Raw genomic sequence first — 26,276 nt, 5'->3', positions numbered from 1 at the left:
AAGAAGGTTTCTCACAAGGCTAGATCCTCAGGTGTGAATGTCATCTTGAATGAACGATAGGGAGCGAAGTCACTCGGTTTCATTCCCTGCATCTCGGTCAACCGGCCAATATTCTTGACTGCGGCAACCGCCGAACTGTCGAACGAACCGTCACCACTGGACTTGGCCACGCTGACCGAAGTCACCGTACCGTCCGGCAACATGCCGATCTGCAGCACTACTGTCATGCCTTTGCGTGCCGAAGGTGGACGTGTCCAGCCTTCTGCTGCCCGTGCCCGAATCAGGTCGTCGAAACTGCCCGCGACTTCATCGCCACGCTCATCGGCCAAGGCTTGCTGACGCTGCGGCGTGTCGGAAAGCAAATCTGCCAGGGCCTGAGCCTTTTTCTCTTCGGCGGATTTGCGTGCTGCTTCCTGGGCCTTTTTCTTGGAGGCGTCGGCGGCAGCTTTCTTCTTCGCTTCGTCGGCGACTTTCTTCTTCGCCTCGTCTGCTTCAGCTTTTTTCTTGGCGTCTTCGGCGGCTTTCTTCTTCGCGTCTTCGACTATCTTTTTCTTGGCTTCTTCAGCGGCCTTTTTCTTGGCCTCTTCTTCGGCAGCCTTTTTGGCTTCTTCTTCCGATTTCTTCTTGGCTATATCAGCCAATTGTTTCTCTTCGGCCTTTTTCGCTTCGGCAGCTTTCTCGGCTTTCTTGGCTTCATCAGCCTTTTTCGCCTCGTCGGCTTTCTTGGCTTCGTCAGCCTTTTTCGATTCCTCGGCCTTTTGAGCCGCCTCTTCTTTCTTTTGTTCCGCAGCAGCCTTCACCGCTTCCTGCTCGACCTTCTTCTGTTCCATCTGCTCGACTTCAGTCTGGCGCGCAGCCGACTTCTGGGCCTCACCCGCAATCTTCTGATTGGTCTGGGTGGTGGCCTGGCTTTTCGATTTCAGCTGATACAGGGTCGCCTGCACGATCGGCTTGGCTGGCGGCAGGTCCGGGGTCATGGCAAAGCTGACAAACAGCATGCCGAACACCAGGACGTGCAGGGCAATTGCCCACACGCCAGGCCAGAAGTAGCTTTCCGAGGCGGACGGCTCTCGCTGTTGCTGCATCAGGGCGCCTCGGTAATCAAGCCAACGTTACCGACGCCGGCCTTCTGCAGCCCGCCCATGGCACCCATGACGGAGCCGTAGTCGACCGATTTGTCGCCGCGGATAAATACCTGGGTGTGCTTGCCGCCTTCGTTGCCGGAGCGAATGATCTTGGTCACCGCATCAGTCATGGCCGGCAAGGTCAGGGCCTTGTCCTGCTGCTTTTGCGTGTCGACTTCGCTGCCAAGGTTCCAGTAATAGGTCTTGTCAGCCTTGATCGAAATAGTCAGGACCTGAGTGTTGTTGTCCTGCGGCAAGGCTTCACTGGAAACCTTGGGCAGATCAACCTTCACGCCCTGGTTGAGCATCGGCGCGGTCACCATGAAGATCACCAGCAGCACCAGCATCACGTCGATGTAGGGCACTACGTTCATCTCGGCGACCGGCTTGCGCTTTTTGCGAGCTCGAGCGATTAAAGCCATTGGGAATTACCTGCTTATTCTTCGCTGGTGTGCACTTTACGGTGCAGGATCGCCTGGAATTCATCGGCGAAGGTGTAGTAACGGCCGATCAAGGTTTCGCTGGTTGCGGCAAAACGGTTGTAGGCGATTACTGCGGGGATAGCGGCGAACAGGCCGATCGCGGTGGCGATCAACGCTTCGGCAATACCCGGGGCCACGGTGGCCAGGGTGGCTTGCTGCGCCTGGGCCAGGCCGCGGAAGGAGTTCATGATCCCCCATACGGTACCGAACAGGCCGATATACGGGCTGACGGAACCGACGGTGGCGAGGAACGGCAGGCCCTGCTCAAGTTTCTCTTCTTCACGGGAGATGGCCACGCGCATGGCACGGGCCACACCTTCCATCACCGCTTCAGGATCGACACCCGGCTGTTGGCGCAGGCGCGAGAACTCCTTGAAGCCGGCACGGAAGATCTGCTCGACGCCCGAATCCGGATCCGGGTTGCTGCCGGCCTGGCGGTACAGTTTGGACAGGTCGATACCCGACCAGAAGCGCTCTTCAAAGCTCTCCAGGGCACGTCGACCGGCGCGCAACATGTTGCTGCGCTGAAAAATCATGACCCAAGAGGTAACCGATGCGGCTACCAGGGTCAGCATAACCAGTTGAACCACAACACTGGCATTGCTGACCAGGCTCCACATGGAGGAATGGTCGACGACGGTAGGTTCCACGCTAAATCTCCTGCTTTGATTGTTGACCCGCGCCGCTCACGGCGGCAAAGGCCGCGCGTAGAGTTTCGGGAATGGCCCGAGGTTTCAAGCTGTTGGTGCGCACACACGCCACCAGGAACTGCCCCTCACAGAGCAGCGTTGCATCCGTGGCCCGCCTGACCTGCTGTTTGAAACGCAGGCTGGCACGGTTCAATTCGATGACTTCAGCGCTGACCAGCAACTCATCGTCCAGTCGCGCCGGCGCGTAATACCGCGCCTCGCTGGAGTGCACGACGAATAACAGGTCCTCGCCTACAAGCTCGGACTGGGCAAAACCCAACTCCCGCAGCCGCTCGGTTCGAGCCCGTTCCATGAATTTCAGGTAATTGACGTAATAAACGATGCCGCCGGCATCGGTGTCCTCGTAATAAACGCGACAGCGATGTGCGAACGACTGATCCCCGTTTTGCGCGCGCATACTCTAGTGCTTACTCCTCAGGTTGCCAATTGGCTGGGCAACTGTTTTTTCATTCCTGAACGCTTTCAAATGACGACGCCAGACACTGGGACAGCACAAAGCTCAGATAAATCGTCCGGCGTAAGCTTTTTAATCGTCTACCGCATCGAGGAATTCGTCTACCACGGGCATCTCTCCCAATCGTGACGGAATGTTTAGCCCGAAGTGCAAATAAGCATGGCGCGTCACCACCCTGCCCCGCGGGGTACGCATGATGTAGCCTTGCTGAATCAGGTACGGTTCCAGCACATCCTCAATGGTATGGCGCTCTTCACTGATGGCTGCGGCCAGGCTGTCCACGCCGACCGGGCCACCGTCGAATTTCTCGATCATGGTCAAAAGTAGGCGTCGATCCTGGTGATCAAAGCCATGCTCGTCCACATCCAGCAGGTTCAAGGCCAGGTCCGCCACCGCCTTGGTGATGTGGCCCTTGGCGCGCACCTCGGCAAAGTCGCGCACGCGGCGCAGCAGGCGGTTGGCGATTCGTGGCGTGCCACGGGCGCGTCGAGCGATTTCAAAAGCGCCTTCCGGGTCCAGGGGCAAGCCAAGGATGCTCGCCGAACGGCTGACAATGGTCGCCAGATCGGCGGTGCTATAGAACTCTAGACGTTGAACAATGCCGAAACGGTCTCGCAACGGGTTGGTCAACATACCCGCGCGGGTGGTGGCGCCCACCAGGGTAAAGGGCGGCAGGTCGAGCTTGATCGAACGGGCCGCCGGGCCTTCGCCGATCATGATGTCGAGCTGGAAGTCTTCCATGGCCGGGTAGAGCACTTCTTCGACAATAGGCGACAAGCGATGGATTTCGTCGATAAACAGCACGTCATGGGGTTCAAGATTGGTCAGCAGCGCGGCCAAGTCGCCAGGACGCTCAAGCACCGGGCCGGAGGTGGACTTGATCGACACGCCCATTTCCTGGGCGATGATATTGGCCAGAGTGGTCTTGCCCAAACCCGGCGGGCCGAAGATCAGGGTGTGGTCCAGGGACTCACTGCGCCCGCGCGCGGCCTGGATGAACAGCTCCATCTGCTCGCGCACGGTGGGCTGGCCGATGTATTCGGCCAGGCTCAGGGGGCGGATGGCCCGGTCCTGGACTTCTTCACGGTCACGCGGGCCGGTGGCCGCGATCAGACGATCAGCTTCAATCACTTAAATCATTCCCTTCAGGGCTCGGCGGATCATGTCTTCGCTGCTCAGGTTCTTGTCCTTGATGGCCGATACCGCCTTGCTGGCTTCCTGAGGCTTGTAGCCCAGGGAGATCAACGCACTGACGGCATCGTTTTCGGCACTGGCGACCTGGCCTGCCGGTATATCCGGCTGGTTCGGCACCAGGGCGAACATGCTCGGCACCACTTCCCAGGCTTTGAAGCGGTCCTTGAGTTCTACCAGAAGGCGCTCGGCGGTTTTCTTGCCCACCCCCGGCACCTTGGTCAGGGCCGAGGTGTCCTGGGCTGAAACGGCCCGCACCAGCTCATCCACTTCCAGGCTCGACATCAGCGCCAGGGCCAGTTTGGGCCCCACGCCATTGAGCCGAATCAGCTCGCGGAAGAAATCGCGGTCACGCTTGCCGATGAAACCATAGAGCAGTTGCGCGTCTTCACGCACCACTAAATGCGTGTGCAAGGTTATCGGTTCGCCGACCGACGGCAAACGGTACAACGTGGTCATGGGCACTTCCAGCTCATAACCCAATCCATTCACATCCAGAATCAGGTGCGGCGGCTGTTTCTCGGCCAGGGTGCCGCGCAAGCGTCCAATCACGGTTCACATCCTTAAAACTTGGGGGTCAGATCAGCGCCTGACCGCAAATAACGAATGCGCTGATGCTATCAGAGACGCAGCCGCCCGCCACGACTACGTGCCGTACCCAAGCCGTGAGGCAGCAGGCTGGAACGAGTGTGCGCATGGCAAATGGCGATGGCCAGGGCGTCGGAGGCGTCGATTTGTGGTTTTGACGTGAGCTTGAGCATGTGCATCACCATCATCTGCACCTGCTCCTTGTTGGCGCCACCGGTGCCGACCACGGCCTGCTTGACCTGGGTCGCGGTGTATTCAGCAATCTCCATGCCCTCTTCGGCGCCGGCCACGATAGCCGCACCTCGGGCCTGGCCGAGCTTAAGCGCCGAATCGGCGTTTTTGGCCATGAAGACTTTTTCAATGCCCATGGTGACCGGGCCGTAGGTCTGGATGACTTCACGTACGCCGCGATAAACGATCTGCAGCCGCTCGGCCAATTCCCCTGCGCCGGTGCGGATGCAGCCCGAAGCGACATAGACACAGCCGCGCGGGGTCTGCTGCACCACGCCAAAACCCGTGATGCGCGAACCGGGGTCGATACCTAGGATTAAAGTCATAACGCCTGCGGGTTGGATTTACAACGGTATGTGCCAGGCACACATGTGTGCAACAGCATAGAACCCCTGTGGGAGCTGGCTTGCCTGCGATGCGGGCACCTCGGTGCTTCTGTCAAATCGAGGTGATGCTATCGCAGGCAAGCCAGCTCCCACAGTGGATACTCATCGTTCTTAAGTGAGCTGTTCGGCCACAGACTCAGGGATGTCGGCATTCGAATACACATTCTGCACGTCATCCAGGTCTTCAAGCATGTCCAGCATCTTCAACACCTTCTGCGCCCCCTCCAGGTCCAGCTCGGCACTGGTGGTCGGCAGCATCACGATTTCGGCGTCGGTGCCGCTGAAACCAGCGGCTTCCAGGGCATTACGCACGGCATAGAAGCTGGCGAACGAGGTAAACACGTCGATGGAGCCGTCTTCATTGGTGACCACGTCGTCGGCGTCCGCTTCCATCGCGGCCTCCATCAGCGCGTCTTCATCGGTGCCGGGTGCGAAGGTGATCTGCCCCTTGCGCTCGAACAGGTAGGCTACCGAGCCATCCGTGCCGAGGTTGCCACCGCACTTGCTGAACGCATGGCGCACGGCTGCCGCGGTACGGTTGCGGTTGTCGGTCATGCATTCGACCATCACCGCCACGCCGCCCGGGCCGTAGCCTTCATAGGTCAGTTCGACCATATCGTCGGTGTCGGCCGCACCGGCACCACGGGCCACGGCGCGGTCGATGATGTCGCGGCTCATGTTGGCGCCCAACGCCTTGTCCAGCGCCAGGCGCAGACGCGGGTTGGAGCCCGGGTCACCACCGCCCTGACGGGCAGCGACGGTCAGTTCGCGAATCCACTTGGTGAAGATCTTGCCCTTCTTGGCATCCTGACGCTCTTTGCGGTGCTTGATGTTCGCCCACTTGGAATGGCCAGCCATAACACAACTCCGAAATTCTCTAGAAACCTTATCAATCCCGCCCAGGCGAGATTTCCCTCTTTTAAACGCAAAGGCGCATCCGAAGATGCGCCTTTTTGACTGCGTACAACCTTATCGCGCTTTCACGCTGCAGCCTTACTCAGCCTTCGGCGTCTCGCGCAGACGGATGTGCAGTTCACGCAAGGCCTTGGCATCCACCACACCCGGGGCCTGGGTCATGACGTCCGCAGCGCTCTGGGTTTTCGGGAAGGCGATCACTTCACGGATCGACTGGGCGCCGGTCATCAGCATCACCAGACGGTCCAGGCCGAACGCCAAACCACCGTGCGGCGGCGCGCCGTATTTCAGGGCGTCGAGCAGGAAGCCGAACTTCTCTTCCTGTTCCGCTTCGTTGATGCCCAGCAGGCGGAACACCGCTTGTTGCATCTCTTTGCGGTGGATACGGATCGAACCGCCACCCAGTTCAGTACCGTTCAACACCATGTCGTAGGCACGGGACAGCGCGCCTGCCGGGTTGGCTTCCAGCTCTTGCGGGGAGCACTTCGGCGCGGTGAAAGGGTGGTGCAAGGCGCTGAAGCTGCCGTCGTCGTTCTCTTCGAACATCGGGAAGTCCACAACCCACATCGGTGCCCATTCGCAGGTCAGCAGGTTCAGGTCATGACCGAGCTTGATACGGAGCGCGCCCAGGGCCTCGCTGACGATCTTGGCCTTGTCGGCGCCGAAGAATACGATGTCGCCGTCAACCGCACCGACGCGATCAAGGATCGTGTTCAGGTTGGCTTCAGGGATGTTTTTCACGATCGGCGATTGCAGGCCGTCAACGCCGTTGGCACGCTCGTTGACCTTGATGTACGCCAGGCCCTTGGCACCGTAAATGCCCACGAACTTGGTGTAGTCGTCGATCTGCTTGCGCGGCATGCTCGCGCCGCCAGGCACGCGCAGGGCGGCGATGCGGCATTTCGGGTCGTTGGCCGGGCCGCTGAACACCTTGAAGTCGACGTCCTTGAGCTGGTCGGCCACGTCCACCAGTTCCAGCGGGTTACGCAGGTCTGGCTTGTCGGAACCGTAGCGACGCATGGCTTCTTCGAAGGTCATGTGCGGGAATTCGCCGAACTCCAGGTCCAGCACTTCCTTGAACAGGTTGCGGATCATCTGCTCGGTCAGGCCCATGATCTCTTTTTCATCGAGGAAGCTGGTCTCGATGTCGATCTGGGTGAATTCCGGCTGGCGATCGGCACGCAGGTCTTCGTCGCGGAAGCACTTGGCGATCTGGTAGTAGCGGTCAAAACCGGCCACCATCAGCAGTTGCTTGAACAGCTGCGGCGATTGCGGCAAGGCGAAGAAGCTGCCGGCGTGGGTGCGGCTCGGTACCAGGTAGTCGCGCGCGCCTTCCGGGGTGGCCCGTGTGAGGATCGGCGTTTCGACGTCGAGGAAGCCGTTTTCATCCAGGAAGCGGCGGATGCTGGTGGTCATGCGCGAACGCAGGCGCAGCTTCTCGGCCATTTCCGGACGACGCAGGTCCAGGAAGCGGTAGCGCAGGCGGGTTTCTTCGCCAACGTCGGAGTATTCGTTGAGTGGGAACGGCGGGGTTTCCGACTCGTTCAGCACTTCCAGCTCATAGCCCAGCACTTCGATGCCGCCGGACGCCATGTTCTTGTTCACGGCACCGGCCGGACGCAGGCGTACCTTGCCGGTGATCTTCACTACGTATTCGCTGCGCACGCGGTCGGCGGCGGCGAAGCTCTCGGCGCGGTCCGGGTCGAACACTACCTGGGCCAGACCATCGCGATCACGGATATCGAGGAAGATCACCCCGCCGTGGTCGCGGCGACGGTGAACCCATCCGCAAAGGGTGATTTCCTGACCTTCCAGGGTCTCGTTCAGTTGGCCGCAATAGTGGCTGCGCATCATGGTCGTGGTTTCACTTCTCGTAATTCGAAATTCGGTGGCAGGCCCGCCTCGTCACCGTACATTAAAGCAGGGGACGGATAATGCAGGACCCTGCGCGTAGAGTTCAACTCAGTCTGCTTTGTCGCCGCCGGCCAGGTTCTTCTTGGCACCGGTCTTGAAATCAGTCTCGTACCAGCCGCTGCCGCTCAGGCGGAAGCCCGGCATGGACAACATCTTCTTCAACTCAGGTGCCTGGCAGGCAGGGCAATCGACCAGCGGCGCTGCGCTGATCTTCTGAATGGCTTCCAACTGATGACCACAGGAAGCGCATTGATAGTCGTACATGGGCATGGAGATGTCTCGGCGATCAGATCGTTACAGCGCCACGCCCTGCCCTGTGCATAAAGCCCCGGCATGCGCAGCAAAGCGCGGGATTATATCTGGTAAATCGACACAGCGCAGCCGGCTTTCTGCCCCGGGCCCGGCCCCCAAGGATGAAGGCCGGGCTCGGGGCCGCCGGGCTACGGCGCAAAGGTGCCCTCGGCGGCGGGAGCGACCCGGCCCTTGAGCACATGCACCACGCATACCACCCTGACCAGCCCGCTGAAGTTCTTCACGCCTCCATAGCGCAAATGCACTTCCCGATCGACATAGGACAACAAGGCACTGACCGAACAGGTGTTGATCCTGGCGATCTCCGTGAGGATGTTCCAGTAGATCTGCTCAAGCCGCAGACAGGTCGAAAACCCATTGAGCCTGACCGACCGCGACAACGGCTTGGCCAGCCCCATATCGAACCCTTTCGCAAAAGGGTCGACCTTTATCTTGTGAAAACCACAGGTTTCCATCACTCCCTTACCCATTCCACGTGACATACACCCGACACTCCATTGCCAAACAGCAGCCAATGGGCTTCTCCCATTGAACGATGGGCCTATAAAACAGCACCAGGCGTGCAGCAGCCAGAAGACGGGGAGTCGTTAGTCGTAGGACAAAGCCAGGAAGCGCAGGGAAACAAGCAGGCAGCGCCGAAACAGCGCCGCCCGGGTTCGACAGTTACTGGTTTTCGAGCAGGGAACGCAGCATCCACGCGGTTTTCTCGTGTACCTGCATACGCTGGGTCAACAGGTCGGCCGTCGGTTCATCGCTGACCTTGTCGAGCAACGGGAAGATGCCTCGCGCGGTACGGGTAACGGCTTCCTGGCCGGCCACCAGTTGCTTGATCATCTCTTCGGCACTCGGCACACCCTCTTCTTCCTTGATCGAAGACAGGCGGGCATAGATCGAATAGGCGCCCGGCGCCGGGAAACCCAGGGCACGGATGCGCTCGGCAATGGAGTCCACCGCCAGCGCCAATTCGTTGTACTGCTCCTCGAACATCAAGTGCAGCGTACGAAACATGGGGCCTGTGACGTTCCAATGGAAGTTGTGGGTCTTCAGATACAGAACATAGGTATCGGACAGCAGTCGTGAAAGTCCGTCGACGATGGACTTACGGTCTTCTTCACTGATACCAATATCGATTGCCATGTTTTTCCCCTTCAATTGACGAGTATTCATTGATCAGGTGCAGGACCACTCTAGCAAGAGAGTGGGCGGCATGCAGCCCGCCCCCCCCCCAGGCGGCCTGCGACAAATCGCCCCGCATCGCTTGCAAGTCGCGAATTGGCAAGCCTTTTTGCCCGTAGGAACGGTCTCGCAAAGCCCGCCAAAAAATCCTGCACCTGTCTAGGACAAGCGTTTGCCGCACAAATGCCGTTGCCGTCGCAACACCCAGAAATGCTTGATTTGAGTAGGCACGGCCTTTGCTGTTAAATAGACGCGGTGTGGCTGCCGTTTATTCCTGCGGCACGTCACATAGGCTGATACCCGCGCACGTGCTCAACGCCTCCCATTGTTCAGAAGCGAACCGTGCCAGTCAGCTCTTCCTTGTGATCCGTCTTAACGTGAGTTAATCAAAATGTTGAAAATCGTCCACCTGCTAACGGGCGTTGCAGCTTTGCTGCTGTCCTTTATCCCGAGCCTGCAGCCTGAAAGCCTGCCCTACCTGCAACAACATGACGCTCTGTACCTGGCCTTGTTCGGCCTTCTTAACCTGACGCTTGCACCGGTAATCCCTTACTGGAACAAAGGCACGCGTCATCAACTGCAAAACCTGGTCAGTGCGCTGCTGGTGCTGACTGTTGTGGTACAAACCCTCACCCTCCTGGCGCCCATGCCTGAAGTCGGCGGCCATCCGGCCATCCTGCTCAGCCTGGTGATTGCTGTGGTTGCCATCGTTCTTCACCTGGCCATCAGCTTCTACCGTTCGTCCCCGGCGGCCGCGTCGCAAAACTACGACATGACCAACCGCGATACCGGTACCGTCAAGTGGTTCAACACCTCCAAAGGCTTCGGCTTCATTTCCCGCGATTCGGGCGACGATATCTTCGTCCACTTCCGGGCGATCCGTGGCGAAGGCCACCGCGTTCTGGTCGAAGGCCAGCGTGTGGAGTTCTCGGTGATGAACCGTGACAAGGGCCTGCAAGCCGAAGACGTCATCGCTGCCCTGCCGCGTCGCTGATCCCAAGCCTTCGCAGCAAAAAAAACCGCGATCCGGCGTTGGCTGGATCGCGGTTTTTTATGGCCTGCGCTTTTTAATAGTGCGGCGGTGGCGCTTCTTCTTCAGATGACTCGAACTGGCCGCCCATTTCTTCCTGGCGTTTGAGCAAGGCGGTCATTTGCAACTGCAGGCGCTCAACCGCCCGCTGCTGTGTCACCAGGATGTCGTTGAGGGTCTCGATGGTGTCGTCCTGAAAGGCCAGGCGGCTTTCCAGGTCGGTAACGCGGTCTTGCAGGTCCATGATTCAGTCCTGGGTAAAGATGAAGTCGGCAGGCAACAGCTCGCGCAATCGAGCGCGGATCGCCGCCACTTGCTCTTGGGTATAGGGCCGGGCCGGATGCTTGCCCCACACTGGCGCCGGCCAGGCGGCGTCATCGCGTTTGCGCACGATCACATGCACATGCAATTGGCTGACGACGTTCCCCAGCGCGCCGATGTTCATCTTGTCAGCGGCCAGCCCCTCGTTAAGCCATTGCGCCAGGGCTGTCGTTTCTTGCCACAAGGTTTGTTGATCGGCGACATCCAGTTGAAACACTTCGCTGATACCGTCGATGCGTGGCACCAGAATGAACCAGGGGTAATTGGCGTCATTGGACAGCAGCAAGCGACAGAGCCGGAAGTCCCCAATGGCCAAGGTGTCTTGTTGCAGGCGTTGATCTAAGGCGAACACGTAGGCACTCCGTTCGGCAGGTCGGGACAGGCGCCCAGCATACCTTCGAACGCCCAAGGCTTCACGGCCAATCCTGAATGCCCTGAGGCAGACAGGTGAAAAAATGCACCTTTTGAAGGCAGAAAAATAGTTGATCCACGCTAGACCGGGCCTCAACGGCACGCACCAAAATGACCCACTCGTGCGTCAAAGGGATCCGCCAATTACCCACTTAGAGGGGTGAACCGGTAACGTTTTACCCAGGTACAGGTTTTGCGTAGCACCCAAGAGCGGTAACACCCTGGGCGTCAAGCCCAAACCAAACGGCGTAAAAGGCCCGTGCTTATGCGGTTTTTACACGCCCATCACACTTTTCACGAAAAAATGACATTCGGTCGCCGGTTTGAGCACGCTTGTTGCATTCACCCCCGTATCGTCGACAACGGCACCCGTCTGGAAGCAGGTGTTTCGCGATAAACAACAGCAGCGTTTCAATGTGTTTCATGGACGAGTTCAAACTTTAAAATAAGTGTGAAACAGCATTGAAGTTGTCAGCCTTGTTACATTCGGGCTGTGAATTTGCGACATGGATCTAGCGATTTACGACAGCCTCGTAAAGAAGCTGAAAGGAAAGATGGGCAAGTATCGTCATAAGGGCCTGCGTGATATAGCTTTACGCTGGCACCCATAACAGAAAGAGCCGCCCAGATAAAAATACAGGTGGGACGGCAGTACTCTTCCTAAAACCAAAGGAGCAAATCACGATGCGCGTGATGAAGTGGAGCATGATCGCCCTGGCTGTTTCAGCAGGCACCTCGCAGTTCGCAATGGCGTCCGCCCAGGACGATTCCAAGGGCTTTGTTGAAGACAGTACTTTCAGCATCAATACTCGCGCTCTGTACTTCAGCCGCGACTTCCGTAATGAGCCAGGAGGCGGTTACAGCACCGTCAACGGCAAGCGTAAAAGCCGTGCCGAAGAAACCGGCCTGGGCTTCAATGCCCTGTACGAATCGGGCTTCACCCAAGGCACCATTGGTGTCGGTGTGGACGTGATCGGCCTGATGGGCCTCAAGCTCGACAGCGGCAAGGGTCGCGCCGGCACGGGGCTGTTCCCTACCGGTTCCGACGGTCGCTCGCAGGACGACTACTCCAAAGGCGGCGGCGCAGTTAAGTTCCGCATCTCCAATACCGTCTTGAAAGTGGGTGACCAGTACACCACCGCACCGGTATTCGCCTCTGATGACAGCCGTCTGTTGCCGGAGCTGCCACAAGGTATCTCGATCACCAGCAACGAGATCAAGGGCCTGAAGCTTGAGGGCGGCCACTTCACCTCCAGCGTCGCGCAAAACCAGACCTACCATGACAGCCTGGGCCTGACCAAAACCGACTTCGTCGGCGGCGTCTACGCATTCACCCCGGAATTCACCGGCAGCCTGTACTACGCCAAGACCGAAGACTACTTCCGCAAGTACTACAGCAACCTGAACTGGACCCACGCCCTGAGCGATGATCAGTCGTTCGCGCTGGACTTCAACATCTACGACACCAAGAGCGACGGCGCCGGCCTGCAACGTGCAGAGAAGGATGGCGTGACCAAGCTCGATAACCGCGCCTTCAGCTTGCAGGGTGCGTACACCATCGGCGCGCACACCTTCACCCTCGCCGCCCAAAAGGTTACCGGTGACGGTGACTACGGTTACGGCGTAGACGGCGGCGGCACAGTATTCCTGGCCAACTCCATCGCCCGTTCCGACTTCAACGCCGAAGGCGAGAAGTCCTACCAGGCGCGTTACGACATCAACATGGCGACCTTCGGCATTCCTGGCCTGAGCTTCATGACGCGCTACGTCACCGGTAGCGGCGCCAACACCGGCACTACCAGCAACGGCAAAGAGTGGGAACGCGACATCGAAGCCAAGTACGTGATTCAGAGCGGCCCGGCCAAAGACCTCAGCCTGCGTCTGCGTCAAGCGACTTACCGCTCCGGCGATGGCGTTTACTACGGTTCGCCGTCGATCGACGAACTGCGTCTGATCGCGAACTACCCGCTGAACATCTTGTAATTGCCGGTTCAATTACAACGATGACTTGAGGCCTCGGCCTTAAACAAAAAGCCGCTCCTCTGGTTAACAGGGAGCGGCTTTTTTATTGCAGTTTTGTTTCAACCAACAAAACAACTAGCAAGCTAAGTAACTAGTTTTTCAAAGCTGACCTTTCGGCCAACTTCGATAGCATCACGCCAAGTTACTTCGGCGCACTTTCCTGCATCACCCGAATAACCCGTTGCGGAAACGGAATATCAATCCCGGCCGCTTTCAAACGGTCACGCGCCAGTTCATTGAACATAAACATCACGTCCCAATAATCCGGTGTGTTGGTCCAGCAACGCAGGGAGACGGTGATGGAACTGTCGCCCAACGTCGACACCACCGCCACGGCGGCAGGGTCCTTCAGTACACGCGGGTCTTCAGCCAAAGCCAGCAGCACTTCACGGGCCTTCTGCAGGTCCGCCTCATAGTCCACACCCACGTCAAACACAACCTTGCGGGTCGGCTGGCGGTTGGTGTTGGTGATAAGACCGTTGGACAGGCTGCCGTTGGGGATGATCACCGTCTTGTTGTCGCCGGTACGCAGCACCGTGTGGAAGATCTGGATGCTGTCGACGGTACCCGAGGTACCCTGGGCTTCTATCCAGTCACCGATACGGAACGGGCGGAACAACAGAATCAACACGCCGCCGGCAAAGTTCGCCAGGCTGCCTTGCAAGGCCAGGCCGATTGCCAGGGTAGCGGCACCGATCGCCGCAACGAACGAGGTGGTGGCCACACCAATCATCGAGGCCACGTTGACCACCAGCATGACTTTGAGCGCGATGTTAGCAAGGCTGGTGATGAAGTGTTGCAGTGCCAAGTCAGCGTTACGCATGGCCAGCAGACGGCCCACGCGGTGAGTCAAGACGTTGATCAGCCACCAGCCGATGGCCAGGGTGACCAACGCCAGCAATACGCGGCTGCCGTATTCCATGATCATAGGGAGCCAAGACTGGGAGGTCTTGATCAGGTGATCCATTTCAGCGTTCAAATCCATCTACTTTCTCCTGTTGTACGGCGATAAGGCTGTATTGACTGCCTGACAACGCAATTGAGCCCCGAAGGGCTCAATTGTAGGCAATGATGCTTGGGGCGTGGGACGTCAAAAGTGCCCACAGGTTCCCCAAAGTGCCATCAGTCGCGGAAGTTATTGAACTGCAGCGGCATGTCGAAGGTCTTGGCGCGCAGAGCTGCAATAGCCTCTTGCAGGTCATCACGCTTCTTGCCGGTGACGCGAACCTGCTCGCCCTGGATGGCGGCCTGGACCTTGAGCTTGGCGTCCTTGATGTGAGCGACGATCTTCTTGGCCAGCTCCTTGTCGATGCCTTCCTTGAGCACGGCTTCCTGCTTCATCAGCTTGCCGGAAGCGTAGGCGTCCTTGACCTCCAGGCATTGCACGTCGATCTTGCGCTTGACCAGGGCCAGCTTAAGGATCTCGATCATCGCTTCCAGCTGGAAATCGGCTTCAGCGGTCAGGTTGACGGTCAGTTCCTTTTCCTTGAATTCGAAGCTGCCTTTGCCTTTCAGGTCATAGCGACGGTCCAACTCCTTGACGGCGTTCTCGACGGCGTTGGTGACTTCGTGTTTGTCCAGTTCAGATACCACGTCGAACGAAGGCATGTGATTTCTCCAATATAAGGGGCGGGCTCAGTAGAGATGGAGCGCGCCCGAGCTAAAATGCCGGGGCATTATAGCGGTTCTTTCGCGCCGTTCACCGCTGGCGACCTTATGGAGCACACACTGATGTCGACCACCTGGCATATTCTTGGCGCCGGCAGCCTGGGCACGCTCTGGGCCACACGGCTGGCCCGCGCAGGCGTGCCCGTCAGGCTGATTCTTCGTAACCCGGCACGCCTGGCCAGCTATCGCGCCGGCCAAGGGTTGACCCTGGTGGAACACGGCGTGGAACAGACTTATCCGGTCATCGGGGAAACGCCTGACAGCCCGGAGCCGATTCGGCGTCTGCTGGTGGCGTGCAAAGCCTACGACGCCCAAAGCGCCATCGCCCAGTTGCAGCATCGACTCGCACCGGACGCCGAGCTGATCCTGTTGCAAAACGGCCTCGGCAGCCAGGACGCCGTGGCGGCGCAATGGCCGTCGGCGCGCTGCATCTTTGCCTCCAGCACCGAAGGCGCGTTTCGCGATGGCGATTGGCGGGTGGTATTTGCCGGCCATGGCTACACCTGGCTGGGGGATGCGAGCCATCCCACCCCGCCGCTGTGGCTGGATGATTTGCAAGCGGCAGGCATTCCCCATGAATGGGCCACCGATATCCTCACGCGCCTGTGGCGCAAGCTGGCGCTCAATTGCGCCATCAACCCACTGACCGTGCTGTACCACTGCCGCAACGGCGGCTTGAGCGCCCACCACTGCGAGGTCGCCACGCTCTGCGCCGAACTGGCCGAACTGCTGGAGCGCTGCGGCCAGCCTGCCGCTGCACAGGACTTGCACAGCGAAGTCGAGCGGGTGATCCAGGCCACCGCCGCCAACTATTCCTCCATGTACCAGGACGTCGCCAACGCCCGGCGTACAGAGATCAGTTACTTGCTGGGCTACGCGTGCCAGGCCGCGGCCCGTCATCAGTTGGCAGTGCTGCATCTACAACAGGTGCACGCGCGGTTGGTGGCGCATTTGCTCGCACGCGGATTGGCCAGCGACTGAGGCACGCGCTACCCTGCCTACCTGTCTATCACCTGGGAAAACCCTGATGCCACTGCGCCAGCGTCTTGAAAATCTACCGGTAGGGCAGAAACTGCTGGCGGCCCTGCTGGTGCTGTTGACCACCGTATTGCTGGTGGCCAACCTGACGTTTATCAGCGCCGCTTACTGGATCTCTCAGGAAAGCATGGCCCCCCAGGCGTTGCAGGCCATCGGTCGGCTGGTGTCCAACCCGTCGCTTGCCGCCCAGGCGCTCGAATCGCCGGCCAAGGCCGAGGCACTGCTCAACGAACTGACCAGCTATTCCCCCCTGCGCGCCGCGGCCTTGTACGACGGCGAAGGCAACCGTCTGGCGCAGATGCAACACGGCGACCGCCTGCACCTGCCGGACCACTACCGGCATATCGAAGCATGGCGTGTTACCGAGTTTCGCAGCAACCAAGTCATCACCCTGCCCCGCGGCGCCCAGCCTTCCGGGCATTTGCTGCTGGTGGCCAGCAGTGAGTTGCCGGTGGCCTTCTATACCGGCACGCTGACCGCGAGCCTGGGTATCCTGATCTTCAGTGTGTTGCTGTGGCTGGTCATCGCCCGGCAGATCAAACGCCTGATCACGCGGCCCATCCATGAACTGGAAGAACTGTCGCGCCAGGTCACCCGCGAAGAGAACTACGCCCTGCGCGCCGGGCCTGGCAACCGTGATGAAATCGGCAGCCTGGCCGAAGCCTTCAACACCATGCTGTCGCGGATCGAAGCCCGCGAGCAACAGCTCAAGCGCGCACGCGACGACTCCCAGGCCGCTTACGACCAGGCCCAGGGTTTGGCCGAAGAAACCCGGCATACCAACCGCAAGCTGGAACTGGAAGTTCAGGTGCGCAGCAAGATCGAGAAAAAACTCACGGGTTTCCAGAACTACCTCAACAGCATCATCGACTCGATGCCCTCGGCGCTGATCGCCCTGGATGAACAGCTCTACGTCACCCAGTGGAACCAGGAGGCCACCGCCCTTTCCGGTACGCGCCTGGACGAAGCCCTGAATCAACCGATCTTTCTCGCCTTCCAGCCGCTTAAGCCGTACCTGCCGCAAATCAAGGCGACGGTGGAGCAGCACACGGTGGAACGGATCGAGCGGGTCACCTGGGTCAAGGACGACGAGCCCAAGCATTACGCCCTGACGTTCTACCCGTTAATGGGCGGTGCCGGGCGCGGGGTGGTGATCCGGATCGACGACATCACCCAGCGCCTGTCCCTGGAAGAAATGATGGTGCAATCGGAAAAAATGCTCTCGGTCGGCGGTCTCGCGGCCGGCATGGCCCATGAAATCAACAACCCGCTGGGCGCGATCCTGCATAACGTGCAGAACATTCGGCGGCGCCTGTCCCCCGACCTGCCCAAAAACCTGGAGCTTGCCGAGCAAGTGGGGATTGAGCTGGACACGGTCAATCACTACCTGCAAGGCCGCGAAGTCCCGAAATTGCTGGACGGCATTCAACAGGCTGGCGCGCGAGCGGCGAAAATCGTCACCCACATGCTCAGCTTCAGTCGGCGCAGTAATCGTCAGATGGCACCCTGCGACTTGCCGGCCCTGATCGACCAGGCCGTGGAAATTGCCGGCAACGATTTCGACCTCACCATTGGCTTCGACTTCAAGGGCCAAGCGATCATCCGCCAGTTCGACCCGCAACTGGGCCCCGTGCCTGGCACCGCCAACGAGCTGGAGCAAGTGCTGCTCAACCTGCTGAAAAACGCCGCCCAGGCGATTCACCTGCGCGAGGACGACAGCGAGCCGGGGCGCATCATCCTGCGCACCCGCCTCAACCCGCCGTGGGCGGAAATCCAGGTGGAAGACAACGGCATCGGCATGAGCGAAAACGTGCGCAAACGCACGTTCGAACCGTTCTTCACTACCAAGGAAATCGGCCAGGGCACCGGGCTTGGACTGTCGGTGTCGTATTTCATCATTACCAACAACCACAAGGGCCAGATGGAAGTGCATTCCACCCTGGGCCAGGGCACCTGCTTTACCTTGCGCCTGCCCCTTGCCGGCAGCCAATTGCCCGCCACTGAACTTACCCAACTGGAGCACTGACCATGGGCTTTCGCCTGTCGAAAATCTACACCCGTACCGGCGACAAGGGCGAAACCGGCCTCGGCGATGGCCGCCGCGTACCCAAGGACCACCCGCGCGTGGAGGCGATTGGCGAGGTGGATACGCTGAACAGCCAGTTGGGTTTGCTGCTGGCCAACCTGGAAGAACAAAGCGGCAAGCATCCGGCGTTAATGGATGTGATTGAGGTGCTCACCCCTTGTCAGCATCGTTTGTTTGACCTGGGCGGTGAGCTGGCGATGCCGGTGTACAAGGCACTCAATGCCGCGGAAGTGGATCGGCTGGAAGCGGCGATTGATCGCTGGAATGAGGAGGTTGGGCCGCTGGAGAACTTCATTCTGCCTGGCGGTTCGGCGTTGATCGCCCAAGCCCATGTGTGCCGCAGCCTGGCGCGCAGCGCCGAACGCCGCTGTCAGCACCTGAATGCGGTGGAGCCGTTGGAGGGTGTGGGGCTGGCGTATATCAATCGGTTGTCGGATTTGCTGTTTGTGGCGGCCAGGGTGATTGCCAAGCGCCAGGGGGTTGCGGAAGTGTTGTGGCAGGCGGCGGCCAAGCCACACTGAGCATAATGTGGCGCTTGATAGTGCCCCATCGCAGGCAAGCCAGCTCCCACACTTGAAGTTGTTCACCTATCAAATGTGGGGCTGGCTTAGCTGCGATGGGGCCATCAGAGCTGCATCACACCTGCGGCCAGAACGCGCGAATACCTGCCACACCTTGCGCACCAGCTTCCCAAGCCTGCTCCCGCTGCGCAGGCCCAACCCCGCCCAGCAGAAACACCGGCTTGCTGAACCCGGCGATCAACTGCTGCACCTGCTCCCAACCCAACGGCTGGGCATCCGGATGGGTCTGGGTCGGCTGCACCGGCGACAGCGTGACAAAATCCACGTCCATCATCTCTGCCAGCGCCAGTTCTTCCGCGTTGTGGCAGGACGCCGCCAACCAGCGGTCTTTGGGCAGCGGCCGGCCCTTGCTCGCGTATTTGCGCAACTGCGCCGAGGTCATATGCCAGCCGGCGGCGGGGAAATCACCCAGCCACTCGAACGGCCCCTTGAGCATCAGTTGCGCCTTGCCTGCACACAGGCCCACCGCATCCACCGCCAGGTCACGGTATTTGGGGTCGTAGCCGTTAGGCGCACGCAGTTGAACCAGCTTGGTACCACCGGCGATAGCCTTCTGGATACCGCGCAACAATGTCGGGGTTTCCAGCTCACCGGGGGTGATCAGGTACTCGGCGGGCAGGCGCGCAGCGGCAACGATCGGCGCATTCGCCGCCGGGAACTCATAGTTGAGCAAGTCCCGCGGCGACACCCATTCCAATGGCTGCCCTTCGGCGCCATGGGGCTCGCCGGTAAAGGCCGAGACTTCCCAGACATCCAGCAATACCTGTTTGTCCGGGTAGTCATGCTGCACCTTGATCAGCGGCCGCGCCGTGATGACCTGGATGCCCAGCTCTTCCTGCAATTCACGGGACAAGGCCGTGGTGACCGACTCATCGGCCTCCACCTTGCCGCCGGGAAATTCCCAGAGGCCGCCTTGATGCTGGGTATCGGCACGGCGCGCCAACAGGATCCTGCCGTCGACACCGCGGATCACCGCGGCTGCTACATGCACTCGTTTCACACCACTGCTTCCTCTTGTTGAGCCCTTGTAGGAGCGAGCTTGCTCGCGAAGAACGTCAACGATAACGCGTGCATTCTGGATGACCGCGGTGGCATTGAGTTTTTCGCGAGCAAGCTCGCTCCTACAGGGGGAGGGTCATTTTCAGGTACGGTATTCCGCGTTGATCTTCACGTATTCGTGGGACAGGTCTGTGGTCCAGATGGTTTCGCTGCACTCGCCGCGGCCCAGTTCGATGCGGATAGTGATCTCTTCCTGCTGCATTACCGCCGAACCCTGGGCTTCGGTGTAGGTTTCGGCGCGGGCGCCACGGCTGGCGATGCACACGTCACCCAGGAACACGTCGATCTTGCTTACGTCCAGGTCCGGCACGCCGGCACGGCCAACGGCAGCCAGGATGCGGCCCCAGTTCGGGTCCGATGCAAACAACGCAGTCTTGATCAGCGGCGAGTGCGCCACGGTGTAGCCTACATCCAGGCATTCCTGATGATTGCCGCCGCCATTGACTTCAACCGTGACGAACTTGGTCGCGCCCTCGCCGTCGCGCACGATGGCCTGGGCCACGTCCATGCACACTTCAAACACTGCCTGCTTCAACGCCGCAAACAATGGGCCTTCGGTAGAGGTGATTTCCGGCAGGTTGGCCTGGCCAGTGGCGATCAGCATGCAGCAGTCGTTGGTGGAGGTGTCGCCGTCGATGGTGATGCGGTTGAACGACTTGTTGGCGCCATCGAGCATCAGGCGTTGCAGCACATCGCGGGAGACTTTGGCGTCGGTGGCGATATAGCCGAGCATGGTAGCCATGTTCGGGCGGATCATGCCTGCGCCCTTGCTGATACCGGTCACGGTGACGGTCACGCCGTCATGCACGAACTGGCGGCTCGCGCCTTTTGGCAGGGTGTCGGTGGTCATGATGCCGGTGGCCGCAGCCGCCCAGTTATCCACAGACAGGTCATCCAGCGCGGCCTGGAGGGCACCTTCGATTTTTTCCACCGGCAGCGGCTCACCGATCACACCGGTGGAGTACGGCAGCACCTGGCTGGCGTCCACGCCGGTCAGTTGCGCCAGCTTGGCGCAGGTGCGCGCAGCTGCCACCAGGCCAGGCTCACCGGTGCCAGCGTTAGCGTTGCCGGTATTGGTCAGCAGGTAGCGAATCGATCCGGCCACCCGTTGCTTGGCCAGAATCACCGGCGCAGCGCAAAAGGCGTTGAGGGTGAACACTCCCGCCACGGTCGAGCCTTCGGCACAGCGCATCACTACCACATCCTTACGCCCCGGGCGCTTGATGCCGGCCGAAGCAATACCGAGTTCAAAACCGGCGACCGGGTGCAATGTGGGCAAAGGACCAAGACCAACAGCCATGTATGCGCTCCTTGAAATAGATGATGTCTGTGCCGTCGCTATCGACGGTGGGAATTAATGGCAAAACGCCGCGACGGCTGATGCCGGTCGCGGCGCGGGGTGTTGCAGCGTCAGGCGAAAATCTTATTCGATCTGGCCGTGGCAGTGTTTGTATTTCTTGCCCGAACCGCAGAAGCACAGCTCGTTGCGGCCCAGTTTCTGATCATTGCGAACCGGGCTTTGAGCCAGGGCCACGTCGACCTCTTCGCCCAACGCCTCAGGTGCTTCCAGGCCCGGTGCCTCGTCATGCTGGAACTGCATGCGCGCAGCCAGCGCCTCGGCTTCCTGACGCAGGCGTGCCTCTTCCTCGATCGGGTCTTCACGACGCACCTGAACGTGGGAGAGCACGCGAATCGAATCGCGCTTGATCGAATCCAGCAGTTCGGAGAACAGCGTGAACGACTCGCGCTTGTACTCCTGCTTCGGGTTCTTCTGGGCATAACCGCGCAGGTGGATACCGTGACGCAGGTGGTCCATGGTCGACAGGTGGTCTTTCCACAGGTCATCCAGCACGCGCAACACGATTTGCTTCTCGAAGGTGCGCAGTGCTTCGGCACTCGCCTGCTCTTCTTTCTCGTTGTACGCGGCCAGCAGTTCGGCCATCAGTTTTTCGCGCAGGGTTTCTTCGTACAGGTGGTCGTCTTCGTCCAGCCACTGCTGAACCGGCAAGTCGACACCAAAGTCGCTCTTCAATGCCGCTTCCAGGCCGGCGACATCCCACTGCTCAGGCAGGGACTGTGGCGGGATGTGGGCGCTGACGGTAGCGTTGAGCACGTCCTGACGGAAATCAGCGATGGTCTCGCCAATGTTGTCGGCAGCCAGCAACGTGTTACGCATGTGATAGATCACTTTACGCTGTTCGTTGTTGACGTCGTCGAACTCAAGCAGTTGCTTACGAATGTCGAAGTTGCGACCTTCAACCTTGCGCTGGGCCTTCTCGATGGCGTTGGTCACCATGCGGTGCTCGATCGCTTCACCGGACTGCATGCCCAGAGCCTTCATGAAGTTCTTCACCCGATCAGAGGCGAAGATGCGCATCAGGCTGTCTTCCAGCGACAGGTAGAAACGGCTGGAACCGGCGTCACCCTGACGACCGGCACGGCCACGCAACTGGTTGTCGATACGGCGCGATTCGTGACGCTCGGAGGCGATCACCTGCAAACCACCGGATTCCAGCACGGCCTGGTGGCGCTTCTGCCAGTCAGCCTTGATCTGGGCGATCTGCTCAGGGGTCGGGTTATCGAGCGAGGCCACTTCCACTTCCCAGTTGCCGCCCAACAGGATGTCGGTACCACGACCGGCCATGTTGGTGGCGATGGTCAGCGCGCCTGGGCGACCGGCCTGGGCAATGATCTCGGCTTCTTTTTCGTGGAACTTGGCGTTCAGTACCTTGTGCTCGATGCCTTCCTTGTTAAGCAGGTTGGACACGTGCTCGGAAGTCTCGATGGTGGCGGTACCCACCAGGATCGGGCGGCCCTTGGCCATGCCGTCCTTGATGTCGTTGATGATCGCCGCGTATTTCTCTTCGGCGGTCAGGAACACCAGGTCGTTGTAGTCTTTACGCGCCAACGGCTTGTTCGGCGGAATGACCATCACAGCCAGGTTGTAGATCTGGTGGAATTCGAACGCTTCGGTGTCGGCCGTACCGGTCATGCCGGACAGTTTGTTGTACAGACGGAAGTAGTTCTGGAAGGTGGTGGACGCCAACGTCTGGCTTTCGGCCTGGATGTTGAGGTGTTCCTTCGCTTCGATGGCCTGGTGCAGGCCTTCGGACAGGCGACGACCGGGCATGGTACGACCGGTGTGTTCGTCAACCAGCACGACCTGGCCGTCCTGCACGATGTATTCAACGTTGCGATGGAACAGCTTGTGAGCGCGCAGGCCGGCGTACACGTGGGTCAACAGGCCCAGGTTATGCGCCGAGTACAGGCTTTCACCTTCGGCCAGCTCGCCGATCTGGGTGAGCATTTCTTCGACAAACTGGTGACCGGCTTCGTTGAGTTCGACCTGGCGGGTCTTCTCGTCGATGGTGAAGTGACCTTCTTTGGTCACCACGCCTTCCACTTCCTCGATGTGCTGCTCCAGGCGCGGGATCAACTTGTTGATCTCGGTGTACAGGCGCGAGCTGTCTTCGGCCTGGCCGGAGATGATCAGCGGGGTACGGGCTTCGTCGATGAGGATGGAGTCGACTTCGTCGATCACGGCAAAGTTGAGTTCACGCTGGAATTTTTCATCCATGCTGAACGCCATGTTGTCGCGCAGGTAGTCGAAACCGAATTCGTTGTTGGTGCCGTAGGTGATGTCGCAGGCGTACGCGGCGCGCTTCTCTTCCGGCGGCTGGAACGGCGTTACCACGCCGACGGTCAGGCCGAGGAATTCATACAGCGGGCGCATCCAGTTAGCGTCCCGGCGGGCCAGGTAGTCGTTCACCGTCACAACGTGCACGCCCTTGCCGGACAGTGCGTTGAGGTAAACGCCCAGGGTTGCCACCAGGGTCTTGCCTTCACCGGTACGCATTTCGGCAATCATGCCTTCATGCAAGGTCATGCCGCCGATCAACTGAACGTCGAAGTGGCGCATGCCCATGACGCGCTTACCGGCTTCGCGGGCGACCGCGAAGGCTTCGGGCAGCAGCTTGTCGAGGGTTTCACCTTTGGCTATGCGGGCCTTGAACTCTTGGGTCTTGGCGCGCAATTGCTCGTCCGACAGAGCAACCATCTGCTCCTCGAAGGCATTGACCAGCTGCACCGTCTTGAGCATGCGTTTGACTTCGCGCTCATTCTTGCTTCCAAAAAGTTTCTTTAACAAAGGCGCAAACATATCGGCAGGTTCTTCCACACATAGGGATGGAGGGCGCACCGTGAGTGGCCCGAGCAGCCCTCACGGCCGCATTGCGAACGCGCATTCTACCCGGAATCGTGGGTGAGGAAAGTAACGTTGTTTCCCGATGCAGGCGCGGCGCTATGAGAGGGCTTGTTTAAAATAAGGGCTTTTGCGCGAACTTCAACCCATAGAGCGCAGAAGTTACTTATTGATTTCATGGGCAAAGCCCAGCCGAGGCAGAGCCTCGGGGTGTGCAGGCGCTTTCTGCTAAGATAGCCGCTCTATTACCTAAGGTGTCTAAACATGGCATTTCGCCCTCTCACAGCCCGCGCTCCCGGCGTGTTGCTTCGCGAAGCCAAGCCGTTGAAAGCCATCTTTGGCCATGCCAAGCGCCTGGGCCATTTGCAACGCCTGCTTGAAAGCCAGCTGCAACCGGCCGCACGTGAACATTGTCATGTGGCGTCCTGGCGTGAAGGCAATCTGCTACTGATTGTCACCGATGGTCATTGGGCCACGCGCTTGCGTTATCAGCAAAAACGCTTGCAGCGCCAGTTGATGGTGTTTGAAGAGTTCGCCGGTTTGACGCGCATTCAGTTCAAGGTGCAGCCGCCCACCGTGCCGCAAGGCGCAGTGGGGCATACGATGGATCTGTCGGAAAATGCAGCTGAAACCCTCCAGGCAACCGCCGAAGGGATCAGCGACCCAGGCTTGCGCGCCGCCCTGGAACGGCTGGCCGCCCATGCCCGGCCCAAGGCCTGAAACGCTATTTGCGTTTGCTGCCGCCCAGCAACGAACCCAACAGGCCACGTACCAACTGGCGCCCCATTTGATTGGCCGCCTGCTGCATTGCTGATTTCAGTGCCTTGCCGGCAGTAGTTCCAAGGAATGCACCGGCCTTGTCGGTAAAGCTCGGCTCTTCGGCAGTCGCTGCGGTTTCCTCGGTGGGCCCAAGCTCCTTGCGAGCCATCAGCACTTCATAGGCCGACTCCCGGTCAACCGGTTTGTCATAGCGACCCAACAGCGGCGAACCGGCGACCAACGCCGCACGCTCTGCTGCGCTGAGCGGCCCGATCCGCGATTGCGGGGGAGCAACCAGTACACGCTGGACGACTTCCGGCGTGCCCTTTTCCTGCAAGGTTCCCACCAACGCCTCACCAGTCCCCAGCTCTGTGAGCACCGACAAGGTATCGAAGGTCGGGTTGGGACGGAAACCATCGGCCACCGCCCTCAGGGATTTCTGCTCTTTGGCAGTGAACGCACGCAAACCATGCTGGATACGCAGGCCCAGTTGCGCCAGCACCGTATCCGGCAAATCGCCCGGCGATTGGGTGACAAAGTACACGCCGACGCCTTTGGAGCGAATCAAGCGCACCACTTGTTCCAGACGCTCCTGCAAGGCTTTTGGCGTATCGGCGAAGAGCAAATGCGCCTCGTCGAAAAACAGCGCCAACAGCGGTTTGTCGGCATCGCCCCGTTCCGGCAACTGCTCAAACAGCTCTGCCAGCAGCCACAACAGGAAGGTCGCGTAGACCTTCGGCGCTTCATGCACCAGCCGGCTGGCATCGAGCAGGTGAATGCGCCCGCGGCCATCGCTGGCCGGCTGCAGAATATCTTCAAGTTGCAGGGCCGGCTCGCCAAACAGCGCTTCGGCGCCCTGCTGTTCCAGCACCGCCAGGCGCCGCAACAGTGCCTGGCTGGAGCCGGTGGTCATCAACGCCGCGTCGTCACCCAGCAGCTCCGGGTGATAGCGCAAGTGGTTGAGCAGTGCCTTGAGATCCTTGAGGTCCAGCAACAACAGACCTTCGCGATCGGCCACCTTGAAAGTCGCATAGAGCGCCGATTGCTGGCTGTCGGTGAGTTCCAACAGGCTGCCGAGCAACAACGGGCCCATTTCGCTGATGGTGGTGCGCAGCGGATGGCCGGTCTGCCCGTGGATATCCCACAAGGTGACCGGATACGCCTGGGCCTTGTAATCAAGGAACGGCATACCGGCAATGCGCTCGGCCACTTTACCCTGCGGGTTGGCGGCGGCCCCCAGGCCGCAGAGGTCGCCCTTGATGTCGGCGGCGAACACCGCCACGCCCGCGTCACTGAAAGCTTCGGCCAGGCGCTGCAAGGTGACGGTCTTGCCGGTCCCCGTGGCACCGGCGATCAACCCATGACGGTTGGCCAGACGCATGGACTGGGCGATGGGCTGGCCATCAAGGCCGGCACCGATAAGCAGTTGTGTGGAGTCAGGCATTTCGTCACCTATGGTTAATCTTTAGTGCTGCGAGGTCGATATAGACGGATGTAAGCCCGACAAAGACTAAAAAACGGTCAGATAATTCCGATACGGACCAACGGAGCTATCACCAGAAATACCACACCTTTTTTAACGCTGCCATTTTGCGCCTCCCCTATAGGACGCGCCTC

General features: G+C 59.7%; 26 protein-coding genes. 6 read left to right on the top strand and 20 right to left on the bottom strand.

From position 1 onward, the window contains the following. Positions 1 to 11 precede the first annotated feature (11 nt). The 12 genes from tolA to JFT63_RS08880 form a co-directional block, all read right to left on the bottom strand. Positions 12 to 1,085 carry a cell envelope integrity protein TolA gene (gene tolA / locus JFT63_RS08935; RefSeq protein ID WP_003193863.1) on the bottom strand — a complete coding sequence of 358 codons (1,074 nt, stop codon included), beginning with the start codon at positions 1,083 to 1,085 and terminating at the stop codon, positions 12 to 14. Next, entirely contained in the window at positions 1,085 to 1,537 is a 453-nt protein-coding gene (tolR, locus tag JFT63_RS08930; protein WP_161793227.1) for a protein TolR, read from the bottom strand. The genes tolA and tolR overlap by 1 nt, the downstream gene beginning before the upstream one ends. 23 nt (positions 1,538 to 1,560) lie before the next feature. After that, positions 1,561 to 2,256 carry a protein TolQ gene (gene tolQ, locus JFT63_RS08925; RefSeq protein WP_003193865.1) on the bottom strand — a complete coding sequence of 232 codons (696 nt, stop codon included), beginning with the start codon at positions 2,254 to 2,256 and terminating at the stop codon, positions 1,561 to 1,563. A gap of 1 nt (position 2,257) precedes the next feature. Then, positions 2,258 to 2,713 carry a tol-pal system-associated acyl-CoA thioesterase gene (gene ybgC / locus JFT63_RS08920; RefSeq protein WP_014719714.1) on the bottom strand — a complete coding sequence of 152 codons (456 nt, stop codon included), beginning with the start codon at positions 2,711 to 2,713 and terminating at the stop codon, positions 2,258 to 2,260. 129 nt (positions 2,714 to 2,842) lie between these two features. Then, complete coding sequence (gene ruvB / locus JFT63_RS08915; protein ID WP_003193867.1) at positions 2,843 to 3,901, bottom strand: Holliday junction branch migration DNA helicase RuvB; 1,059 nt, start codon at positions 3,899 to 3,901, stop codon at positions 2,843 to 2,845. Continuing rightward, positions 3,902 to 4,513 (bottom strand): Holliday junction branch migration protein RuvA, encoded by a 612-nt coding sequence (gene ruvA, locus JFT63_RS08910; protein WP_198843797.1) that lies wholly within the window; start codon positions 4,511 to 4,513, stop codon positions 3,902 to 3,904. Between the two features lie 68 nt (positions 4,514 to 4,581). Next, positions 4,582 to 5,106: a crossover junction endodeoxyribonuclease RuvC gene (gene ruvC / locus JFT63_RS08905; protein ID WP_003193869.1), complete on the bottom strand. Its 525-nt coding sequence runs from the start codon at positions 5,104 to 5,106 to the stop codon at positions 4,582 to 4,584. Positions 5,107 to 5,277: 171 nt separating this feature from the next. Next, positions 5,278 to 6,024: a YebC/PmpR family DNA-binding transcriptional regulator gene (locus JFT63_RS08900; protein WP_057704421.1), complete on the bottom strand. Its 747-nt coding sequence runs from the start codon at positions 6,022 to 6,024 to the stop codon at positions 5,278 to 5,280. 135 nt (positions 6,025 to 6,159) lie between these two features. Further along, positions 6,160 to 7,935, bottom strand: a complete 1,776-nt coding sequence (gene aspS / locus JFT63_RS08895; RefSeq protein ID WP_005790914.1) for an aspartate--tRNA ligase — start codon at positions 7,933 to 7,935, stop codon at positions 6,160 to 6,162. A 108-nt stretch (positions 7,936 to 8,043) separates the two neighbouring features. Next, a complete protein-coding gene (locus JFT63_RS08890; RefSeq protein WP_003193872.1) occupies positions 8,044 to 8,265 on the bottom strand; it encodes an FmdB family zinc ribbon protein in 222 nt (73 codons plus the stop codon). Between the two features lie 170 nt (positions 8,266 to 8,435). After that, positions 8,436 to 8,789, bottom strand: a complete 354-nt coding sequence (locus tag JFT63_RS08885; protein ID WP_057704420.1) for a ribbon-helix-helix domain-containing protein — start codon at positions 8,787 to 8,789, stop codon at positions 8,436 to 8,438. 181 nt (positions 8,790 to 8,970) lie between these two features. Continuing rightward, positions 8,971 to 9,444 carry a Dps family protein gene (locus JFT63_RS08880; protein ID WP_003193874.1) on the bottom strand — a complete coding sequence of 158 codons (474 nt, stop codon included), beginning with the start codon at positions 9,442 to 9,444 and terminating at the stop codon, positions 8,971 to 8,973. Positions 9,445 to 9,874: 430 nt separating this feature from the next. Between JFT63_RS08880 and JFT63_RS29880 the strand changes: the two genes are divergently transcribed. After that, positions 9,875 to 10,477, top strand: a complete 603-nt coding sequence (locus tag JFT63_RS29880; RefSeq protein ID WP_005790922.1) for a cold-shock protein — start codon at positions 9,875 to 9,877, stop codon at positions 10,475 to 10,477. 73 nt (positions 10,478 to 10,550) lie between these two features. Here JFT63_RS29880 and JFT63_RS08870 read toward each other — a convergent pair whose 3' ends face one another. Continuing rightward, positions 10,551 to 10,757: a SlyX family protein gene (locus JFT63_RS08870; RefSeq protein ID WP_017847119.1), complete on the bottom strand. Its 207-nt coding sequence runs from the start codon at positions 10,755 to 10,757 to the stop codon at positions 10,551 to 10,553. A gap of 3 nt (positions 10,758 to 10,760) precedes the next feature. Next, positions 10,761 to 11,186, bottom strand: coding sequence for an HIT domain-containing protein (locus JFT63_RS08865; RefSeq protein ID WP_198843796.1), 426 nt, complete (start codon positions 11,184 to 11,186; stop codon positions 10,761 to 10,763). Positions 11,187 to 11,929: 743 nt separating this feature from the next. On the opposite strand from JFT63_RS08865, the gene JFT63_RS08860 reads away from it, so the two are divergent. Further along, positions 11,930 to 13,228, top strand: coding sequence for an OprD family porin (locus tag JFT63_RS08860; RefSeq protein WP_044267846.1), 1,299 nt, complete (start codon positions 11,930 to 11,932; stop codon positions 13,226 to 13,228). Between the two features lie 181 nt (positions 13,229 to 13,409). On the opposite strand, the gene JFT63_RS08855 is transcribed toward JFT63_RS08860, so the two are convergent. Beyond that, entirely contained in the window at positions 13,410 to 14,252 is an 843-nt protein-coding gene (locus JFT63_RS08855; protein ID WP_054898004.1) for a mechanosensitive ion channel family protein, read from the bottom strand. Positions 14,253 to 14,389: 137 nt separating this feature from the next. Beyond that, complete coding sequence (locus JFT63_RS08850) at positions 14,390 to 14,875, bottom strand: YajQ family cyclic di-GMP-binding protein (protein ID WP_003193880.1); 486 nt, start codon at positions 14,873 to 14,875, stop codon at positions 14,390 to 14,392. Positions 14,876 to 14,998: 123 nt separating this feature from the next. Between JFT63_RS08850 and JFT63_RS08845 the strand changes: the two genes are divergently transcribed. Genes JFT63_RS08845 through JFT63_RS08835 form a run of 3 tightly spaced genes read left to right on the top strand, consistent with a single transcriptional unit; the run spans position 14,999 to position 18,580 of the window. Then, entirely contained in the window at positions 14,999 to 15,916 is a 918-nt protein-coding gene (locus JFT63_RS08845; RefSeq protein ID WP_198843795.1) for a putative 2-dehydropantoate 2-reductase, read from the top strand. Between the two features lie 46 nt (positions 15,917 to 15,962). Next, on the top strand, positions 15,963 to 17,999 hold the full coding sequence (locus JFT63_RS08840; protein ID WP_198843794.1) for a sensor histidine kinase: 2,037 nt from the start codon (positions 15,963 to 15,965) through the stop codon (positions 17,997 to 17,999). 2 nt (positions 18,000 to 18,001) lie between these two features. Then, positions 18,002 to 18,580 carry a cob(I)yrinic acid a,c-diamide adenosyltransferase gene (locus JFT63_RS08835; RefSeq protein WP_198706736.1) on the top strand — a complete coding sequence of 193 codons (579 nt, stop codon included), beginning with the start codon at positions 18,002 to 18,004 and terminating at the stop codon, positions 18,578 to 18,580. A 115-nt stretch (positions 18,581 to 18,695) separates the two neighbouring features. On the opposite strand, the gene JFT63_RS08830 is transcribed toward JFT63_RS08835, so the two are convergent. The 3 genes from JFT63_RS08830 to secA all read right to left on the bottom strand — a co-directional run bounded on the left by JFT63_RS08830 (position 18,696) and on the right by secA (position 23,858). After that, positions 18,696 to 19,640, bottom strand: a complete 945-nt coding sequence (locus tag JFT63_RS08830) for a Nudix family hydrolase (RefSeq protein WP_057704414.1) — start codon at positions 19,638 to 19,640, stop codon at positions 18,696 to 18,698. 141 nt (positions 19,641 to 19,781) lie between these two features. Beyond that, positions 19,782 to 20,999 (bottom strand): bifunctional glutamate N-acetyltransferase/amino-acid acetyltransferase ArgJ, encoded by a 1,218-nt coding sequence (argJ, locus tag JFT63_RS08825; protein ID WP_065895085.1) that lies wholly within the window; start codon positions 20,997 to 20,999, stop codon positions 19,782 to 19,784. A gap of 123 nt (positions 21,000 to 21,122) precedes the next feature. Beyond that, the gene (secA, locus tag JFT63_RS08820; RefSeq protein WP_057704412.1) at positions 21,123 to 23,858 is read right to left on the bottom strand and encodes a preprotein translocase subunit SecA; all 2,736 of its coding nucleotides are present in this window, start codon (positions 23,856 to 23,858) and stop codon (positions 21,123 to 21,125) included. Positions 23,859 to 24,164: 306 nt separating this feature from the next. On the opposite strand from secA, the gene JFT63_RS08815 reads away from it, so the two are divergent. Continuing rightward, positions 24,165 to 24,620 (top strand): DUF721 domain-containing protein, encoded by a 456-nt coding sequence (locus JFT63_RS08815; protein WP_186560428.1) that lies wholly within the window; start codon positions 24,165 to 24,167, stop codon positions 24,618 to 24,620. 4 nt (positions 24,621 to 24,624) lie between these two features. Here the strand turns inward: JFT63_RS08815 and JFT63_RS08810 are convergent, their stop codons facing one another. Next, the gene (locus JFT63_RS08810; protein WP_057704410.1) at positions 24,625 to 26,103 is read right to left on the bottom strand and encodes a helicase HerA-like domain-containing protein; all 1,479 of its coding nucleotides are present in this window, start codon (positions 26,101 to 26,103) and stop codon (positions 24,625 to 24,627) included. Positions 26,104 to 26,276: the final 173 nt, after the last annotated feature.

Origin of the sequence: Pseudomonas sp. MF7453 (assembly GCF_016405455.1) — a bacterium.
In the GTDB taxonomy this organism is placed as follows: Bacteria; Pseudomonadota; Gammaproteobacteria; order Pseudomonadales; family Pseudomonadaceae; genus Aquipseudomonas; species Aquipseudomonas paralactis.
This window is presented reverse-complemented; position numbering and strand designations above follow the sequence as displayed.

Coding starts and splice junctions, on each gene's coding strand:
- JFT63_RS08900 (WP_057704421.1), bottom strand. CDS start 6,024: ATGGCTGGCCATTCCAAGTGGGCGAACATCAAGCACCGCAAAGAGCGT.
- JFT63_RS08810 (WP_057704410.1), bottom strand. CDS start 26,103: ATGCCTGACTCCACACAACTGCTTATCGGTGCCGGCCTTGATGGCCAG.
- ybgC (WP_014719714.1), bottom strand. CDS start 2,713: ATGCGCGCGCAAAACGGGGATCAGTCGTTCGCACATCGCTGTCGCGTT.
- JFT63_RS08885 (WP_057704420.1), bottom strand. CDS start 8,789: ATGTCACGTGGAATGGGTAAGGGAGTGATGGAAACCTGTGGTTTTCAC.
- JFT63_RS08860 (WP_044267846.1), top strand. CDS start 11,930: ATGCGCGTGATGAAGTGGAGCATGATCGCCCTGGCTGTTTCAGCAGGC.
- JFT63_RS08840 (WP_198843794.1), top strand. CDS start 15,963: ATGCCACTGCGCCAGCGTCTTGAAAATCTACCGGTAGGGCAGAAACTG.
- JFT63_RS08850 (WP_003193880.1), bottom strand. CDS start 14,875: ATGCCTTCGTTCGACGTGGTATCTGAACTGGACAAACACGAAGTCACC.
- argJ (WP_065895085.1), bottom strand. CDS start 20,999: ATGGCTGTTGGTCTTGGTCCTTTGCCCACATTGCACCCGGTCGCCGGT.
- ruvC (WP_003193869.1), bottom strand. CDS start 5,106: ATGACTTTAATCCTAGGTATCGACCCCGGTTCGCGCATCACGGGTTTT.
- JFT63_RS08855 (WP_054898004.1), bottom strand. CDS start 14,252: ATGGATTTGAACGCTGAAATGGATCACCTGATCAAGACCTCCCAGTCT.
- secA (WP_057704412.1), bottom strand. CDS start 23,858: ATGTTTGCGCCTTTGTTAAAGAAACTTTTTGGAAGCAAGAATGAGCGC.
- JFT63_RS08815 (WP_186560428.1), top strand. CDS start 24,165: ATGGCATTTCGCCCTCTCACAGCCCGCGCTCCCGGCGTGTTGCTTCGC.
- JFT63_RS08870 (WP_017847119.1), bottom strand. CDS start 10,757: ATGGACCTGCAAGACCGCGTTACCGACCTGGAAAGCCGCCTGGCCTTT.
- aspS (WP_005790914.1), bottom strand. CDS start 7,935: ATGATGCGCAGCCACTATTGCGGCCAACTGAACGAGACCCTGGAAGGT.
- JFT63_RS29880 (WP_005790922.1), top strand. CDS start 9,875: ATGTTGAAAATCGTCCACCTGCTAACGGGCGTTGCAGCTTTGCTGCTG.
- tolA (WP_003193863.1), bottom strand. CDS start 1,085: ATGCAGCAACAGCGAGAGCCGTCCGCCTCGGAAAGCTACTTCTGGCCT.
- JFT63_RS08890 (WP_003193872.1), bottom strand. CDS start 8,265: ATGCCCATGTACGACTATCAATGCGCTTCCTGTGGTCATCAGTTGGAA.
- JFT63_RS08835 (WP_198706736.1), top strand. CDS start 18,002: ATGGGCTTTCGCCTGTCGAAAATCTACACCCGTACCGGCGACAAGGGC.
- JFT63_RS08845 (WP_198843795.1), top strand. CDS start 14,999: ATGTCGACCACCTGGCATATTCTTGGCGCCGGCAGCCTGGGCACGCTC.
- JFT63_RS08880 (WP_003193874.1), bottom strand. CDS start 9,444: ATGGCAATCGATATTGGTATCAGTGAAGAAGACCGTAAGTCCATCGTC.